Origin of the sequence: Occultella kanbiaonis, from assembly GCF_009708215.1 — a bacterium.
Lineage (GTDB): Bacteria > Actinomycetota > Actinomycetes > Actinomycetales > Beutenbergiaceae > Occultella > Occultella kanbiaonis.
This window is the reverse complement of the sequence record NZ_CP046175.1, coordinates 3,878,016-3,893,965: the sequence shown is the minus strand read 5'-3', so window position 1 is coordinate 3,893,965 and position 15,950 is coordinate 3,878,016. Positions and strand designations below refer to the sequence as shown.

18 protein-coding genes are annotated in these 15,950 nt (G+C 67.9%); 13 read left to right on the top strand and 5 right to left on the bottom strand.

Going from position 1 to position 15,950, the window contains the following annotated elements; all coding sequences use genetic code 11:
- Nucleotides 1–41: 41 nt before the first annotated feature.
- Nucleotides 42–1,019 (bottom strand): alpha/beta hydrolase, encoded by a 978-nt coding sequence (locus GKS42_RS17950; protein WP_154795068.1) that lies wholly within the window; start codon nucleotides 1,017–1,019, stop codon nucleotides 42–44.
- A gap of 407 nt (nucleotides 1,020–1,426) precedes the next feature.
- Between GKS42_RS17950 and GKS42_RS17945 the strand changes: the two genes are divergently transcribed.
- The 5 genes from GKS42_RS17945 (at nucleotide 1,427) to GKS42_RS17925 (ending at nucleotide 5,254) form a co-directional block, all read left to right on the top strand.
- The gene (locus GKS42_RS17945) at nucleotides 1,427–2,248 is read left to right on the top strand and encodes a DUF4397 domain-containing protein (RefSeq protein ID WP_154795067.1); all 822 of its coding nucleotides are present in this window, start codon (nucleotides 1,427–1,429) and stop codon (nucleotides 2,246–2,248) included.
- A 170-nt stretch (nucleotides 2,249–2,418) separates the two neighbouring features.
- Nucleotides 2,419–2,925: a class F sortase gene (locus tag GKS42_RS17940; RefSeq protein ID WP_154795066.1), complete on the top strand. Its 507-nt coding sequence runs from the start codon at nucleotides 2,419–2,421 to the stop codon at nucleotides 2,923–2,925.
- Nucleotides 2,915–3,550 carry an RNA polymerase sigma factor gene (locus GKS42_RS17935; RefSeq protein ID WP_354002668.1) on the top strand — a complete coding sequence of 212 codons (636 nt, stop codon included), beginning with the start codon at nucleotides 2,915–2,917 and terminating at the stop codon, nucleotides 3,548–3,550. Before GKS42_RS17940 ends, GKS42_RS17935 begins: the two co-directional genes overlap by 11 nt.
- Entirely contained in the window at nucleotides 3,534–4,247 is a 714-nt protein-coding gene (locus GKS42_RS17930) for an anti-sigma factor (RefSeq protein ID WP_154795064.1), read from the top strand. The genes GKS42_RS17935 and GKS42_RS17930 overlap by 17 nt, the downstream gene beginning before the upstream one ends.
- A gap of 68 nt (nucleotides 4,248–4,315) precedes the next feature.
- Nucleotides 4,316–5,254, top strand: a complete 939-nt coding sequence (locus tag GKS42_RS17925; RefSeq protein ID WP_232847728.1) for a DUF1214 domain-containing protein — start codon at nucleotides 4,316–4,318, stop codon at nucleotides 5,252–5,254.
- Here GKS42_RS17925 and GKS42_RS26600 read toward each other — a convergent pair.
- Nucleotides 5,244–5,447, bottom strand: a complete 204-nt coding sequence (locus tag GKS42_RS26600; protein WP_232848151.1) for a hypothetical protein — start codon at nucleotides 5,445–5,447, stop codon at nucleotides 5,244–5,246. The two genes, GKS42_RS17925 and GKS42_RS26600, sit on opposite strands and share 11 nt — an antisense overlap.
- On the opposite strand from GKS42_RS26600, the gene GKS42_RS17920 reads away from it, so the two are divergent.
- The gene (locus tag GKS42_RS17920) at nucleotides 5,349–5,777 is read left to right on the top strand and encodes a carbonic anhydrase (RefSeq protein WP_232847727.1); all 429 of its coding nucleotides are present in this window, start codon (nucleotides 5,349–5,351) and stop codon (nucleotides 5,775–5,777) included. The genes GKS42_RS26600 and GKS42_RS17920 overlap by 99 nt on opposite strands.
- A gap of 66 nt (nucleotides 5,778–5,843) precedes the next feature.
- Here the strand turns inward: GKS42_RS17920 and GKS42_RS17915 are convergent, their stop codons facing one another.
- Entirely contained in the window at nucleotides 5,844–7,349 is a 1,506-nt protein-coding gene (locus tag GKS42_RS17915; protein WP_232847726.1) for an SDR family oxidoreductase, read from the bottom strand.
- Complete coding sequence (locus GKS42_RS17910) at nucleotides 7,349–9,640, bottom strand: MMPL family transporter (RefSeq protein ID WP_154796807.1); 2,292 nt, start codon at nucleotides 9,638–9,640, stop codon at nucleotides 7,349–7,351. Before GKS42_RS17910 ends, GKS42_RS17915 begins: the two co-directional genes overlap by 1 nt.
- Before the next feature lie 154 nt (nucleotides 9,641–9,794).
- Between GKS42_RS17910 and GKS42_RS17905 the strand changes: the two genes are divergently transcribed.
- Nucleotides 9,795–10,610 carry a tryptophan-rich sensory protein gene (locus tag GKS42_RS17905; RefSeq protein ID WP_154795063.1) on the top strand — a complete coding sequence of 272 codons (816 nt, stop codon included), beginning with the start codon at nucleotides 9,795–9,797 and terminating at the stop codon, nucleotides 10,608–10,610.
- 15 nt (nucleotides 10,611–10,625) lie between these two features.
- Here the strand turns inward: GKS42_RS17905 and GKS42_RS17900 are convergent, their stop codons facing one another.
- Nucleotides 10,626–11,156 carry a MarR family winged helix-turn-helix transcriptional regulator gene (locus GKS42_RS17900; protein ID WP_168217886.1) on the bottom strand — a complete coding sequence of 177 codons (531 nt, stop codon included), beginning with the start codon at nucleotides 11,154–11,156 and terminating at the stop codon, nucleotides 10,626–10,628.
- Between the two features lie 86 nt (nucleotides 11,157–11,242).
- Between GKS42_RS17900 and idi the strand changes: the two genes are divergently transcribed.
- From idi to GKS42_RS17870, 6 genes are read left to right on the top strand one after another with little or no spacing between them, the layout of a single operon-like run.
- Nucleotides 11,243–11,782 (top strand): isopentenyl-diphosphate Delta-isomerase, encoded by a 540-nt coding sequence (idi, locus tag GKS42_RS17895; protein ID WP_232847724.1) that lies wholly within the window; start codon nucleotides 11,243–11,245, stop codon nucleotides 11,780–11,782.
- Nucleotides 11,779–12,828: a polyprenyl synthetase family protein gene (locus tag GKS42_RS17890; protein ID WP_168217885.1), complete on the top strand. Its 1,050-nt coding sequence runs from the start codon at nucleotides 11,779–11,781 to the stop codon at nucleotides 12,826–12,828. The genes idi and GKS42_RS17890 overlap by 4 nt, the downstream gene beginning before the upstream one ends.
- Nucleotides 12,825–13,709: a phytoene/squalene synthase family protein gene (locus GKS42_RS17885; RefSeq protein WP_154795060.1), complete on the top strand. Its 885-nt coding sequence runs from the start codon at nucleotides 12,825–12,827 to the stop codon at nucleotides 13,707–13,709. Before GKS42_RS17890 ends, GKS42_RS17885 begins: the two co-directional genes overlap by 4 nt.
- On the top strand, nucleotides 13,667–15,280 hold the full coding sequence (crtI, locus tag GKS42_RS17880; protein ID WP_154795059.1) for a phytoene desaturase family protein: 1,614 nt from the start codon (nucleotides 13,667–13,669) through the stop codon (nucleotides 15,278–15,280). Before GKS42_RS17885 ends, crtI begins: the two co-directional genes overlap by 43 nt.
- Nucleotides 15,277–15,603 (top strand): lycopene cyclase domain-containing protein, encoded by a 327-nt coding sequence (locus GKS42_RS17875; protein WP_154795058.1) that lies wholly within the window; start codon nucleotides 15,277–15,279, stop codon nucleotides 15,601–15,603. Before crtI ends, GKS42_RS17875 begins: the two co-directional genes overlap by 4 nt.
- Nucleotides 15,600–15,938, top strand: a complete 339-nt coding sequence (locus GKS42_RS17870; protein WP_154795057.1) for a lycopene cyclase domain-containing protein — start codon at nucleotides 15,600–15,602, stop codon at nucleotides 15,936–15,938. Before GKS42_RS17875 ends, GKS42_RS17870 begins: the two co-directional genes overlap by 4 nt.
- Nucleotides 15,939–15,950: the final 12 nt, after the last annotated feature.

Here is a 15,950-nt window from a genome sequence, read left to right as displayed (position 1 = left end):
TCCGGACAGCACCCTCACGGAACGCCCGATCGTAGGCCGGGCTAAGGCGTAAGGCTGTTGACGAACCGGACGGTGGCGTCGGAGATCTGTTGCCGGGCGTCGTCTTGGGAGATCGTGGGGGTGCCGTCGCCGGGTTGTGGGCCGTAGTCGGCGAAGTAGGCGTGGACGCCTCCGTCGATCACGGTGTAGTTGGTCTCTTGGGGCAGGTCGGCCTTGGCGGCGTCGATCATCTCGGGGGTGCACAGTCCGTCTCGCGAGCCTGAGATGGATTCGACCTGCGCGGTGAGGGTGGTGCTTTCGTCGTTCGCAGGGTAGGAGGCGTAGAGCAGGAGTCCAGCGACGGGCGCGGTGGTGTCGGAGTCCGCGGCGTCTGCCTCGGAGGACGCGACGACCCCGCCGAGGGAGTGGCCGCCGACGACCCAGCGCATTGCGTCGGGGTAGGCGGCCCGGGCGTCGTCGAACGCTCCGGCAGCGAGGAACGCGATGCCGAGGGGCTGTTTGGCGATGACGACCGTGTACCCGGCTTCGGCCAGGGGTCGCAGGATCGCAGCGTAGGCGCGGGCCTCGACCCTGGCGCCCGGCTGGAAGAACACCGCCGTGCCGCTGACGTCGCCCGTGGGGTTCAGCTCGATCTGTGTGGCGGTCTCGGTGACCGTGACCTGGGCGTCCGAGTTCATCGCGGCGAGGGCCGGCTCGACCGCGGTGAACGGTCGCAGCCAGGCAATCGTCGCGACCCACCCGATCGCGGCGACGACGAGCACGAGGTCCGCGGCCCAGCGCCACCCCGACTGCGCAGCACGGGGACGCCAGCTGCGCCACATCGCAAGCGCGGCGCCCAGCACTGTGAGGCCGAGCAGGACGGGGTAGAGCGGGTGGCCGTGCGTGACAGCGCCCCACTCGGTAAGGAAGACCCAGGCGACGACGATCAGGCCCGCGGCCGCGACTGCGCGCACCGTCCAGGCCAGCCAGGCGGGTCTGACCGAGCCTTCGGTCTTGCCTTGCTTTTCGCGGGTGGTCATGTCACAACTCCTTCAGGCGACCGTCGGTCATCTCCAGAACGCGATCGCAGTGGCTCAGCACCATTGGAACCGCTCCGCGGCCCTGCGCAAACCCAAGCGCTCCTCGACGATCAGAACAGTAAGACGACGACGACCCCTAAGGCGTCAAAGGCGCGTCATCGTTGAGTCACGAAGACCTCCGTGGTCGGGTGCGAGTGTGGTGGCCCACAGCCTGCCCGGAGGCCTTCGCCTACCTCACCCGTTCACAATCTGCCGGGAAGTACACCTAGCCGTGCGCCGTCGCACCCCGGATGTGCGTGAAACCCGCACGGAAAGAAAACCGGCCTGGACTGCATCCAAACCGGGGGGAGGGGATGAATACCGGTACGTCACACACGATGCCCTCGGGCGTACCAACGGAGGTCCTCATGCGTCATCGCCTAGCAGTAGGTGGAGTCATCGGTCTGGCGGCCCTGGGGCTGGCTGCCGCGCCGGCGGCGGCCGCACCCGCACCCGGCCCGGACATCGCCTCGCTGTCCGTGCTTCACGCGGTGCCCGATCTGCCCGTCGACGTCTACGTCAACGGGGAACTCACACTCGACAACTTCCAGCCCGGCGATCTCGCCGGTCCCTTGGACCTCGCGCCGGGCACCTACACGGTCGCCATCACCGCCTCCGATGCCGCTGACGACAGTGAGCCGGCGATCGGGCCGATCGATCTGCCGCTCGAGGCGGGGATGAGCTACACCGCGGCTGCTCACCTGGATCCGGAGGGTGCACCGACGGCCACGTTGTTCACGAACGACATCTCGGCGACAGCCGCCGGTGAGGGTCGCTTGACCGTCCGCCACACGGCAGCCGCTCCCGCCGTGGATGTGCTCGCCGGTGGCGAGGCCGTGATCTCCGGCCTGTCCAACCCGGACGAGGCGATGTTGGATCTCCCGGCCGGAACGGTCTCGGCCGCCGTTGCCGCAGCAGGTACCACTGAGCCGGTCATCGGCCCGGCCGACGTTGCCGTCGCCGAGGGTGCGAACACCATCGTCTACGCCTGGGGCAGTCTCGAGGACGGCAACCTGGCCCTTGCCACCCAGACCATCGAGGGCCTGCACTCCGCCCCGGGCGGGGTGCCCACCGGAATGGTCGAGGTCCAGGAGTCGGGAACCTCGCCCGCGCTCTGGATCGCGCTGACTCTCCTGGTCGCCACGCTGGGCTTCGTGGGTACGCGTCGCCTGGCCACCTCCCGGCGCTGAGTCGCGACTTGAGTTCGAGGATGAGGACCAACCCACGAGTGTGGGCCTGCGTCCTGGTTCTTGGGCTGGCCGCTCTCGGTGGTTGCGCATCCCCCGTCGCGCAACCACCGAGGGACGTCCCGGCTCCCGAGCCGGCGACAACCACCTCTGCGCCGAGTTCAACCCCGGCCGTGGCCCCGGCGGTCACGGTCCGGTCCGCGGACCTCGCGGCCACGAGGCCGGCGGCGAGCGTCGCGCCCGTCCGCGTCGTCTACGAGGAACTGGGCATCGATGTCCCCGTCGATCCGGTCGGGGTCACGGGCACGGAGATGGAGATCCCCGACGACGCGAATCGTGCCGGCTGGTACCGGTTCGGCCCTGGCCTGGACGCCGTCGCCGGGAGTGTGGTGGTCGCGGCGCACGCAGGGTCGCTCATCACTCCCAGGGGACCCTTCTACGACCTGCGCGAGGCCGAGGTGGGCGACCTCGTCACGGCGACGAGCGCGACCGGCGCCACCGTCGACTACGTGGTCACGAGCGTTGCGGCCCTGTCCAAGGCGACGATCGACCTGTCCGAGCACTTCCGCTGGGACGGCGAGCCGAGCCTGGTACTCATCACGTGCGGCGGACGGTGGGACGATGACCGACAGAGCTACGACGACAACATCGTCGTCACCGCTACGCTCAGTGCAGATTGACGGTGCCGCCGCGCGAGGCGGCCGTTCTACGCACTGCACCGATGCACGCGGGGAGTTGATCAACGTCGAGGAACATGCGCAAGGCAGCGACCTCGATCGCGCCTTCCGGGAGGGCCAGCGCGACGCGATCCAGTTCGCGTTCCAGCGATGGTCGCCGTTGGTCTACACCGTGGCCCTGCGGTCGCTCGGCTCGGTTGCCGACGCCGAAGACGTCACCCAGCAGGTCTTCGTCGCAGCGTGGCGCGGCAGGAGCGGGTTCGACCCCGAGCGCTCCGGACTGCAAGCCTGGCTCGTCGGCATCACCCGGCACACGGTCGCGGACATGCACGCTCGGCGCGCCCGTGAACGTCGCGCACAGGAGGCCGCAACCGCCGCCCTGCCGGCGCCGACGACGGACCAGGACGCGGTCTCCGGAGTCGTGGACCGGGTCGTCGTCGCGGACGCGCTGCGCGAACTTCCCGAACCGCAGGCGCAGATCCTCAGACTTGCGTTCTACGAGGACCTCACCCACAGTCAGATCGCGTCGCGGGTCGATCTGCCGCTCGGCACGGTCAAGTCCCACATCAAACGTAGTCTTCGACGCATGCGCTCAGGGCTGGAGGTGTCAGATGGCGCACCTGGATGACGAGACGTTGGCTCTCCTGGCACTCGGCGAGCAGGCTGGTGGGACGGGTGCACGGGAGCACCTGGCCGAGTGTTCGCGCTGCCAGGGTGAACTCGCTGCGTTCGAGCGCGTCACCCGCGCCGGCCGCAATGCCTCGGACCCTGACGAACTGGACGTTCCTGCGGCCCGAGTCTGGGAGCGCGTCGCCCTGGAGTTGGGCCTGCCGGAACCTGGGCCCGCGCAGGCCACGGCGGAGGCAGCCGAACCGACGGTCAAGCCCGCGTCGCATCGTTGGCGCCGCCGCACCGCGTGGATCGTTGCGGCGTCGTTCGTGGCCGGTGTCGGCGTCTCCGTCGCCGTCGATCGCCTTCTCGAACCAGCCCCTCCGACCGCGCGCACGATCGCTACCGCGGACCTGGAGGCTCTGCCCGGTTGGCAGGATGGCGGCACCGCGGCACTGCGGGAGGTCGACGGTCAGCAAGTGCTGTCCGTCGAGGTGACCGGCGATGGATCCGACGGGTTTCGTGAGGTTTGGCTCATCGATGTCGAACTTCAACGCCTGATCAGCCTCGGCATCCTCGTCGGCGAGAGCGGGGAGTTCGCCGTGCCTGCCGGAGTGGATGTCGCAGAGTTCCCGATCGTCGACGTCTCCGACGAGCCGTTCGACGGCGATCCAGCGCACAGCGGAGACAGCATCGTGCGTGGTGAACTCACCTAGGACGTGTTTGCTAAACCTCGTGGCGACAGTTCCGTGGATGATCTTCTCCGTTGTGCGATGATCCCGTTGTGACCAGCCTCGTCAATGCCGACAACTTCGCACTCGCTGAGACCCACCGGATGATGCGTGACCTCCAACGGAACGCGGGAGGCGTGAACAGATTTCTTCACAACCGTGAGCCTGCGGCGATCGACAAGCAGACGGTCATTCGACTGAACCGGGATACGCTCTACAGTTTTGCCGTCGTGGACATCAGCGCCGGTGCGAGGTTCAGCATTCCCGAGCATGCCGAACGGTACCTGTCGGCGATGGTCGTCAACGAGCACCACTACGTCGACGCCATCTTCCACGACGCGGGCGAGCACCACCTGTCGGTCGAGCAGTTCGGCACATCACACGTCGTGTTGGCGATCCGCATCCTGGTGGATCCCGCAGATGCGGCCGATGTCGCCGACGTGTCGGCACTGCAGGATCAGATCCGACTCGAATGCGCCTCATCGAGCCCGTTTGAGATGCCCGTCTATGACGTGACCAGCCTCGACGAGACCCGGGACGCGCTGCTCTCGCTCGCGCGCAACCTGAGCGGCTTCGACCGCATGTTCGGCTCGAAGGATCAGGTCGACCCCGTCCGCCACCTCATCGGCACAGCGGCTGGGTGGGGAGGGCTGCCCTCGTCTGAGGCGAGTTACATCGGCGTCGACCCGCGCCTTCCGGTGGGACGGTACGAGTTGACCGTCGGGCGGGTCCCCGTTGATGGGTTCTGGTCCATCTCCGTCTATAACGCTGCCGGGTTCTTCGAGCCGAACGAGCGCGGCGCGTACACGATCAACAGCATCACCGGAGCGCGCAACGATGACGGCACGATCACCGTCCGGTTCGGCGATTATCCGAGTGATGTTCCGAACGCGCTTCCGACCACGCAGGGATGGAACTACCTCGTCAGGCTCTACCGGCCTCGCTCCGAGATCACCGATGGCCGGTGGAGTTTCCCGACCCTCACCCGTTAGCAACCCGATCGCGCCCGGGTATGAGTGCGAAGCATCCCGATGACGTTGCTGACTTGAGATCCAGTTCGACTGTGGTTTGGGCGACCTTTTCGTCGTGCGCGACATCGGGCAGATCGCCAACGAGAATACGACCGCAACCATGGAGTTCGCTGTCGCCGAGCTCGACCTCGCCTTGATCGTCGTGCTCGCGCATCGCTCGTGTGGTGCGGTGGCTGCAGCCATCAACCAGACCAGTGCCAGTCCCAACCGGGTGACGGCGGCGATCAAGCACGAGCTGGAGGCTATCCAGCCTGCCGTCCATCAGGATGGTTCGGCAAGCACCGGGACACTCCCTATGTCGACCCGACCGCGATCGACGAGGATGCGGTCGGGCGGCGTCATCTCGTGGAGACGATCAACTCGCTCATGCGCAGTTCGCGCGTCATCAGCGATGCGGTCGCCACCGGCAGACTCAGCATCGTCGGCTGCCAACATCAACTCGAAGACGGCCGGGTCACGCCGATCACCTCGGTGGGCAAGGTGACCATCGAGGCCGGCTGACCCCCGCGGATTCGCAGGTTCTGCAGGTCCGGATCTCGACGGGTCGCGGTTATCGACGGCGCTGCTCGGCCGAGACCACATGGCCGGTGGCACGTTCGGCCGCGCGGGCGATGTTGCGCTGCATGCCGCCGAAGACGATGCCGTGGAACGGCAGGATTGCCCACCAATACGCCTGGCCGAACAACCCGCGGGGGTAGAAGATCGCGCGCTGTCGAAACGTGGCGCCCTCACCCGCTGCGTCCTCCACGGAGAGTTCCAGCCAAGCGAGACCCGGAAGTCGCATCTCGGCGCGCAACCGCAGCAGGCGTCCTGGCACGACTGCCTCCACCCGCCACCAGTCGAGTGCGTCGCCAGGAGTGAGGCGGTGTGGGTCGCGTCGTCCACGCCGTAGCCCCGGCCCGCCGAACAGGCGGTCCATGAGGCCGCGCGCCACCCAGCCCAGGCGCCACGAGTACCAGCCGTGCGCGCCACCAATACCCTCGATCACAGACCAGAGCGCCTCCGGGGTGCAGTTCACCTCGCACGAACGGTCGTCGACCTGCAGGCTGCCGCCTGCCCAGTCAGGATCTTCGGGGAGCGGCTCCGAGGGTGCTCCGTGTGTCGAGGCGGATGCCCAGTTGGTGCGGACGTCCACGTTGCGGATCTTCGCCAGCGCCAGCTCGATGGCTCGGTCGAAACCGATGAGGCCTTCAGGTGGATCGGGCACGTACTCCTCGATGTCGTGTTCCTTCGCCACCACCTCGTGCACCAGGGAGCCAACCAGGGGTCGTGCGATCGCCGGGGGCACGGGGGTGACCAGTCCGACCCACAGGCTGGCCAGGCGTGGAGTGAGGACCGGAACCGCCCGGATGATGCGGGGTCGCAGCCCTGCCACGGCGGCGTAGCGTTGCATCATCGCGCGGTAGGTCAGCACCTCGGGACCGCCGATGTCGAACCCTCGGTTCACAGTGGGCGGCATGCTGGCGGCTCCCACGAGGTAGCGCAGCACATCCCGTACCGCGATCGGCTGGATGTGATTGTTGATCCAGCGCGGAGCGACCATCGCCGGCAACCGCTCGGTGAGGTAGCGCATCATCTCGAACGATGCGCTCCCGGAACCGAGGATCACGGCCGCCCGCAGCACGGTCGTGGGAACGCCACTGTCGAGCAGGATCTCGCCGACCTCCCTGCGGGACTCCAGATGCGGGGAGAGCCGCTCACCCTGGGGATGGATGCCACCGAGATAGATGACCCGCCGGACTCCCGCCTCCCGTGCCATCACGGCGAATCCGCGGGCTGTGCGCCGGTCACGATCGGCGAATCCACTCCCCGTACCTAATGCGTGGATCAGGTAGTAGGCGACCTCCACGCCCTCTAGTGCCAAGCGTAGGTCGGCGCGCGAGGTGGCATCGGCGGTGACCACCTCCACGTCATCGACCCAGTCGCGGGCGTTGAGTCGTTCGGGGTGCCGAGCCATGACCCGCACGGCGTAGCCGGCGGTGAGGAGCTCGGGAACCAGTCGGCCACCGATGTAGCCGGTGGCCCCGGTGACGAGGACAAGGGGCATGCTGCTCATCAGGTCTGCTTCCTTTGGTCGGCATCTGCCTCGGAGGCGGCGGGTGGAGTCGTGTTCTGATGGTCGCGGGGGATCCGTCGGGTCCACGGCCACCACGATGGGCGCCCCACGTCATGCACGAGGGCCGGGACGAGCAGCGATCGGACGATGAACGTGTCCACCAGCACGCCGGCAGCCACGATGAACGCGAGCTGAGCGAGGAACAGCAGCGGAATGACACTGAGTGCGCTGAACGTGGCGGCCAGGACGAGTCCGGCGGAGGTGATGACCCCGCCGGTGACGGCCAGGCCGCGGCGCACCCCTTCCCGGGTGCCGAACTGAAGCGACTCCTCGCGCACTCGGGTCATCAGGAAGATCGAGTAGTCGATCCCGAGGGCCACCAGGAAGACGAACCCGTACAGCGGCACCGTTGCATCCGCGCCCGGGAACTTGAACACATGGTTGAAGACCACTGCGGCCAGGCCCATCGTGAAGCCGAACGACAGCAGGTTCGCCACCAGCACGATCAACGGCGCCACCACGGCGCGCAGCAGCAGCACGAGCATCACGAAGATGACCAGCAGCACGACGGGGATGATGGTGCGGAGGTCGTTCGCGGCCGTGACCTGGGTATCCAGGCGCTGCGCGGCCGCGCCTCCGACCAGTGCCTCGGGATCAACCGCATGCGCCGCGTCGCGCAATGACGCGACGGTGACGAGCGCTTCCTGCGTCTCCGCGGCATCCTCAGTGATGACCTGCACCTGGACCCGGCCATCGACGACCACCGGTTCGGCGCCTGGATCGGCCGGGCGGCCGGTCGTCGTCTCTCCGGTGAACAGGCTCGCACTCTGGACACCGTCGACGTCCTCGGCCGCACTGACCAGATCCGCGCCGTAGGACTCGTCGGCGATGATCGTGACCGGCTGGACCTGACCGGCGTCGAAGTGCGCGGCCAGAATCTCCTCCCCGGCCACCGACTCGACCTCGTTGAGGAACACGTCGGAATCACTGGTGCCCTCGGCCCGCAGCGTCGGCACGAAAGCGACCCCCACCAGCAACACGGCCGCGGTCACGATCCAAACGCTGCGGTCCCGACGGGCAACGAAGTCCGCGACCCGCTGCCACAGGCCCAGGGTGGTGGCCGCGTGGTGGTGAGGGTCCTCCGCGGCGTGGGGGTCGACATAGCGCGGACTGCGTGGCCAGAAGAAGAACCGCGATCGACGACCGGCCACGAGGAGGATCGCTGGCAGCAGGGTCAACGCCGCGATCACCGCGGACGCGATGCCGATCGCGGCCACCGGTCCGAGGCTCGCGTTCGAGCCCAGGTCCGAGAGCAGCAGGCAGAGCAGGCCAACGATCACCGTGCCCGAGCTCGCCAGGATCGGTTCCAGGGACGCCCTCCAGGCAACGCGCATGGCATCGGCGGGACGCTCGTAGCGGGTGAGTTCCTCCCGGTAACGCGCAACGAGTAGCAGCGAGTAGTCCGTCGCCGCACCGACCACCAGGATCGAGAGGATGCCCTGGCTCTGCCCGTTCAGGAGCAGGGCGCCGCTGGCGGCGAGGGGCTTGATGACGAGGGCTGCGAGGCAGAGCGCGAACACTGCGGTCAGAAGCACGGTGAACGGCAGCGTGGGGGAGCGGTAGACGATGAACAGGATGACGAGGACGACGACCAGGGCCACCAGGAGCAGGATCCCGTCGATGCCACCGAACGCGGTGACGAGGTCGGCCACCGCACCTGCGGGTCCGGTGACCCACGCGTTCAGCCCGGCTTCCGACAGGTCCTCGGCGGCCGCGGTGCGGACGGAGTCCACCACCAGATTGACCACGCGTTCTTCGCCTACGGTCTCGTTCACCTGATCGGCGTCGAGTGGGATCGGCAGGAGGATTGCCTCGCCGTCCTCCGAGGGGACCGCGACCACCGCACCCGTGAGGTAGTCGCCGACGGTCATCCCTTCGCCGATCTCAAGGTCCTGGATCTGCTCGGCGAACTCCTGGGCGGCAGCGAGCTGCTCCTCGGTGACCTGTGCGCCGTCGCTGCTTTGCAGGACCAGCAGGGCCGGCAGTGTTGTGGTCTCGGAGAACTCTCGGGCGAGCTCGGCGGCCTGGGTGGACTCGGCGCTATCGGGCAGGAACGCGGCCTGATCGTTCTGCTGCACCTCGGAGAGGGTGCCTTGGGCCATGCCACCGAACGCGGCGATCCCAAGCCAGGCCAGCAGTGACACCGCGATCAGCACGGATCGGAGCACTGGTCCCCGGCTGCGACGGCGTCGACCGTGGGCCTGCGTGGTCGACGGTTCAACTGAGGTCATCGTGTTCCTCTGGTCCAGGGCTTGATGGTGGGTGCCGTATGGCTCGGCTGAGCCTAATCGATTACTAGCCAGGCTAGCAATGTCCCCCGGTGGTGTCGCGCCAGGAGCCATGACAGGCTCGTGTCCCAGCCGAACCGCTCGAGGAGGAGCCACCGTGGCACTGCCGCATACCGTGGGCGACCGATGGCGTCAGGTCGCCGTCACCGCAAGCTTCCTGATCTGCCTGATCGGCTCGATGGTCGGCGTCGGAGTGTTCGGCGGCACGCCGATCTCCTCGGCTGCCGGGGGTGCGCTCTCCGCCGATGCCACCCTGCTGGCGCCGGCCTCGGGTGCGTTCTCGGTCTGGACCGTGATCTATCTCGGGTTGGCCGGCTACACGGTGTTCCAGTGGCTGCCGGCGCGTACGGCTGACCCGCGGCAGCGCAGGCTTCGACTGCCGGTAGCCGGCACGATGCTCCTGAACGCTGCGTGGATCCTGGTCGTCCAGGCCGGCTGGCTGTGGCTGAGCGTCCTGGTCATCGCGGCATTGCTGACACTGCTGGCCTACACCTTCGTGATCCTGGTGCGGACTCGCCCGCACGGCCTACTGGAGCGGATACTCGTCGACGGCGTGCTTGGCCTCTACTTCGGCTGGGTCTGCGTCGCCACCGTCGCGAACGTGGCCGCTGCTTTGGCTGCCAACGGGTTCGACGGCGGGGGGATCGCTCCGAACTGGTGGGCCGTCGCGATGTTGACGATCACCGCCGGCGTCGGAGTGGCGCTTGCGATCAAGGGCGGAGGCCGCCTCGCGGTGGCCGCCACACTTGCCTGGGGACTGGCCTGGATCGCCGTGGCCAGAGCGGGCGGCGACCCCTACTCCCTGCCGACGGCCGTCGCTGCAGGGCTGGCGGCCCTCGTCGTCCTTGGTTCGACCGTGATCCGTCGTCTGGCTACACCGCCTCGAAACTCGGACGCACAGATGGTCGGATGAGTGCCAGGGTCCGATTCAGCTCCGATCCAGACCCGGATCGGGACGTAGGGGCACGATCTCGGCCTCGTGATCCAATTGGGCCGCCATGCTCCGCAGGAACTCGACCACGGAGGGTCGGGCCTGTGACGGTACTGCGCGGGCAATCTCGGCCATTCGCGCGTGCATCCTCGCCAAGCGCTCGCGCACCTCCTCGTGCGCGTGGTGGGTGGCGGTGATCACAAGCGAGCGCCTGTCGCTGGGGTGTGGCCCGCGGTTGAGGTGCCCCGACCTCGTCAGGCGGTCCAGCAGTTTGGTGGTCGACGCCGTTGAGATGTGGAGATGGGCGGCGAGGTCGCGGGGTGTGGTCACCTCGTTCAGGTTCTGCGCCGCGATGACGAACTGGAGGGCCTGCATGTCCCTGACGTTCATCCGCATGTTCGCACTGACCCGCTGACGCATCTCCTGGTCCGACCGGCGAAACGCCCGCAACGCCTCCAACATCGACACCACGAGGTCATCGTCGTCGTCGTACCAGTAGGCCCCCGTCGACGGGGTGGTCGGTTCCATAGCGGTGATGCTACCGTGAGTTACTACTAGATAGGCTAACAACATTCGGGAAGGAGCAGCGGATGCCTCGAGAAGACGTCAACGATGTGATCCTGCTCGATGACGCAGGCCACGGGCTGGGTGCTCCGCCGCGAGCGACCGTGCCAAACCGTGATACCTCACTCCACCTTGGCTTTTCCTGCTACCTCTTCCGCGCCGACGGTCACGTCCTGCTCACCCGGCGAGCGCTCACGACGACGACCTGGCCGGGAGTCTGGACGAATTCCTTCTGCGGACGCCCCCATCTCGACGAGAACCTCCCGGACGCGGTCGGACGGTTTGCCGACCAGGAGTTGGGCCTGACAATCGACGGCATCGACGTGGTGCTGCCGGAGTTCCGCTTCCGCGCCGTTGGCGCTGGCGGCATGGTCGAGGATGAGGTCTGCCCGGTGCTGTTCGCCTACTCGGACCAGATCCCGACGCCGAACCCCGACGCCGTCATGGAGACACAATGGGTGCGGATGGAGGACGTCGGGAATCTGATCCGGGTGGCCCCCTGGGCGCTCAGCCCGTGGATGGTGCAGCAACTCAACGAACTGGCCGCCACCGGCGATCGAGTCACCTCGCGACCGGAGTACGTCCGATGAACCCGACGGACCGTGACCTCGAACGTGACGCCGTGCTGCAGGACTTCATCGACCGCGGCACCGCCAGCTCCGGCCCCCTCGGTGGGCCGTACCAGCAGTTGTGGTCCGACCTCGCCGGTGCCACATCCGGTGGCAAACGGTTCCGGCCGGCCCTGCTGGTCGGCGTCTATCAGGCTCACGGCGGCACGGACCGCCACATGGCCGCCACCGTCGCCGCCGGGGTAGAACTGCTGCACACCGCATTCGTGATCCACGACGACGTGATCGACGGTGATCAGACCCGACGCGGCCTGCCCAATGTATCCGGCGCCGCAGCCGGTCGAGCACGCGCGGCCGGGGTCGACAAGGCCCACGCCAACGCCTACGCGCAGACCGCAGGCATCCTCGCCGGGGACCTGGCACTCGTGGGCGCGGTGCGCACCGTCGCACTGTGCGGCGCCCCACCGGCGACCGTCTCCCGCGTCCTCGACCTCGTGGACCAGGCCGTGCACGCCAGTGCCGCGGGGGAGTTGGCCGACGTCGGGCTCTCGGTCGGCATCGGTAGCGCCACGCTCGGCGAGGTGCTCACCATGGCCGAGCTCAAGACGGCGGTGTACTCGTTCGTCCTCCCGCTCCAGGCCGGTGCCATCCTCGCCGGGGCAGCTGCACCCGTGGTGGACCGGTTGGGCGAGCTCGGCCGCCTGGTGGGCATCGCATTCCAGCTCCAGGACGACGTTCTCGGTGTCTTCGGCGACGAGGAACAGACCGGAAAGAGCTGCCTGAGCGACCTGCGCGAGGCAAAGCAGACGCCGCTGATCGCGCACGCACGCACGACAGCCCAGTGGCCGTCGATCGCGCCGTTCCACGGAAAGGCGGACCTGACCCAGGAACAGGCAGACCGGGCCTGCGCCCTGCTCGAGGAGTGCGGTTCGCGCCAGTTCATCGAGGATCTCGCACACAGCTACCTGGAGGCGGCACTCGTCATCGCCGACGAGATCGGGCTGCCGCGCGAGTTTCTGGGCTGGGTCTCCACGCTGACCAAGGGTCTGCTCCGGAGCGCGGCATGAGCGTCCGAGCGGGCACCATCGCAGGCTCGGCCGACCCGCTCTACGACCGGGTCGCCCAACGTAGCGCGGGTGTCGTGATCTCGGGGTACTCCACGTCCTTCTCCTGGGCGTGCCGGCTGCTGGCGGAGCCGGTGCGCACCCAGGTGCGCAGCATCTACGCACTGGTACGCGTCGCGGATGAACTGGTGGACGGACCCACATCGGCGGACCCTGCGCGAGCCGCCGTGCTGCTGGACGCCCTCGAGGCACAGACCCTTGACGCCGTGCGGACCGGTCACAGCACGAATCTGCTGGTGCACGCATTCGCGCTGACGGCTCGGTCCTGCGGCATCGGCGCAGACCTGATCGCGCCCTTCTTCGCATCGATGCGAACCGATCTGTCTGTCACCGGCCATGACGAGCAGAGCCTGCGGGAGTACGTCTACGGCTCCGCGGAGGTGGTCGGACTGATGTGCCTGCGGGCTTTCCTCGCCGCACCGGACGCGGCTCGCGCACCCAGTTACAGCCACCTCGCGCCGGGCGCGAAGCGACTCGGCGCGGCCTTCCAGAAGGTGAACTTCCTTCGCGACCTCGGCGCCGACGTCGATCTGCGCGGCCGGATCTACTTCCCGGACCTGGACGTGGACCACTTCACGGACGCGCACAGAGACGCCCTCCTGGACGAGATCGATGCCGACCTCGATGCCGCGGCCGTCGCAATCGCACGCCTACCCCGGAGCAGCCGGCGGGCGGTTCGAGCCGCGCACGACCTGTTCGCGGCCCTCTCCAAGCGACTGCGTGCTACCCCGGCCACTCAATTGCGCCGCTCCAGGGTCCGGGTACCGGCGATGGGCAAGGGATGGATCCTCGTCCACGCGTACGCCGTGCGTGGCCGATCGTGACCTCAGCAGGTCAGCGCGCGGTGATCATCGGCGGCGGTATCGCCGGCCTGGCATCCGCGGCGCTGCTCGCCCGCAACGGCTACGACGTGGATCTGCTCGAACAGCAGGAGACTCTTGGAGGTCGGGCTGGATCTTGGGCGCAGGACGGCTTCCGGTTCGATACCGGGCCGTCCTGGTACCTCATGCCAGAGGTGTTCGACCACTTCTTCCGCCTCCTCGGTACCACGGCACGTGCTGAGCTCGACCTCGAAACCCTCGACCCCGCCTATCGCGTCTTCTTCGAGGGCTTCGACGAACCGATGGACATCCGCGCCGACCTGGCGCACAACGTCGCATCCTTCGAAGCCATCGAACCTGGCGCCGGCGCCGGCCTCCGGGCCTATCTCGCGTCGGCACGGGACACCCACGACGTCGCGACCCGCCGGTTTCTCTATTCCTCATTCCAGTCCCTGGTCCCCTTGCTGCGCAGGGATGTGCTGGCCCGCGCCGGCCGGTTGCTGACCCTGCTCGGCACGCCGCTCGAGACATTCGTGGCGAAGTCCTTCACCGACCATCGGCTCCGGCAGATCCTTGGCTACGCTGCCGTGTTCCTCGGCTCCTCACCCGATCGAGCTCCGAGCATGTACCACCTGATGAGCCACCTCGACCTGGCCGATGGCGTCAGTTATCCCCACGGGGGCTTCACTCGCCTCATCGAGGTGATCGCGACGCTCGCGGAGAAAGAGGGTGCGCGCCTGCACACCAACGTGGTGGTCACGGCTATCAGCACCACCACTCCGCACCGGGGGCGCGCCCGAGCAACCGGCGTGCGGTACCAGGCTTCGGACGGGTCCGAACGGACCATCGCGGCGGACGTCGTCATCGGGGCGGCCGACCTGCACCACACGGAGACCGACCTGCTACCCCTGTCGTTGCAGACGTACCCGCAGCGGTGGTGGGACCGGCGTGAATCCGGCCCCGGCGCCGTCCTGGTGTACCTCGGCGTGCGTGGCGAGCTACCCGAGCTGGCACACCACTCGCTGTTCTTCACTCGTGACTGGACCGGGAACTTCGACGACATCTTCGGCGACAACCCGCGTGTGCCGGACCCGGCCTCGTGCTACGTGTGCCGACCTTCCGCGACCGATACGACGGTTGCGCCACCGGGTATGGAGAACCTCTTCGTGCTGATCCCGGTGCCCCCGGACCCGAGCATCGGCGGCGGCGGCATGAGCGGCGGCGGCGACCCTACGGTGGAGCGGATCGCAGACGCCGCGATCGACCAGGTCGCCACGTGGTCCGGCATCACTGATCTGCAGGAGCGGATCGTGCTCCGCCGTACCGTCGGGCCCGCGGACTTCGTCGCGGATCTGAACGCCTGGTCGGGGGGAGCCCTCGGCCCGGCCCATACCTGGCGCCAGAGCGCGTTCCTGCGCGGACGGAACGCCTCCCGTAAGGTGGACGGACTGTACTACGCCGGTTCGAGCACGATCCCCGGGATCGGATTGCCGATGTGCCTGATCAGCGCCGAGATCTTGCTCAAGCGACTGCGCGGCGACCGGTCCACCGAGCCTCTCCCGGAGCCCGCATGAGATGGCTCTACCTGATCTGCCTGCTCGTGTCGCTGGCCTGCATGGTGCTGATGGATCATCGGTGGCGGTTGTTCCTGTTCGCCGACGCCCGACGTGGTGCACTCACCCTGCTGGTTGGGGTCCTGTTCTTCCTGCTCGCCGACGTGGCCGCGATCCTGCTCGGGTTCTACGGACGCGGGCAGAGCGCCGCGCTCAGCGGCCTCGAGGTACTCCCTCACCTGCCCATCGAGGAAATCGTGTTCGTGACGTTCCTGTGTTACCTCACGATGGTGCTGTGCGGACTTCTCCGTAGGTTCAGCCTCGGTCGGGAGGGCCGGTCATGACCTACGGTGCGCTCGCCCTGGTCGTGGTGGCCGTAGCCGCGGTCGTGGCGGTGGCATGCGCCGTGCGCGTCCGACCATCGTGGCGATGGTGGACAGGTGTCGCACTCGTGGCGCTCATCCTCATCGTCCTGACGGCGGTGTTCGACTCCGTGATGATCGCCGCCGACCTGTACCGGTACGAGGAGGCGGCCCTCAGCGGACTCCGGATCGGGGTCGCCCCCGTGGAGGACTTCGCCTGGCCGCTCGCCGCAGCGTTGTTGCTACCCGCCACGTGGGAGTTGCTCGGCTCACGCAGACCACCGCAGGCGGACCCGGGTACAGGAGGATCACCGTGAGCGGGCCGGCTG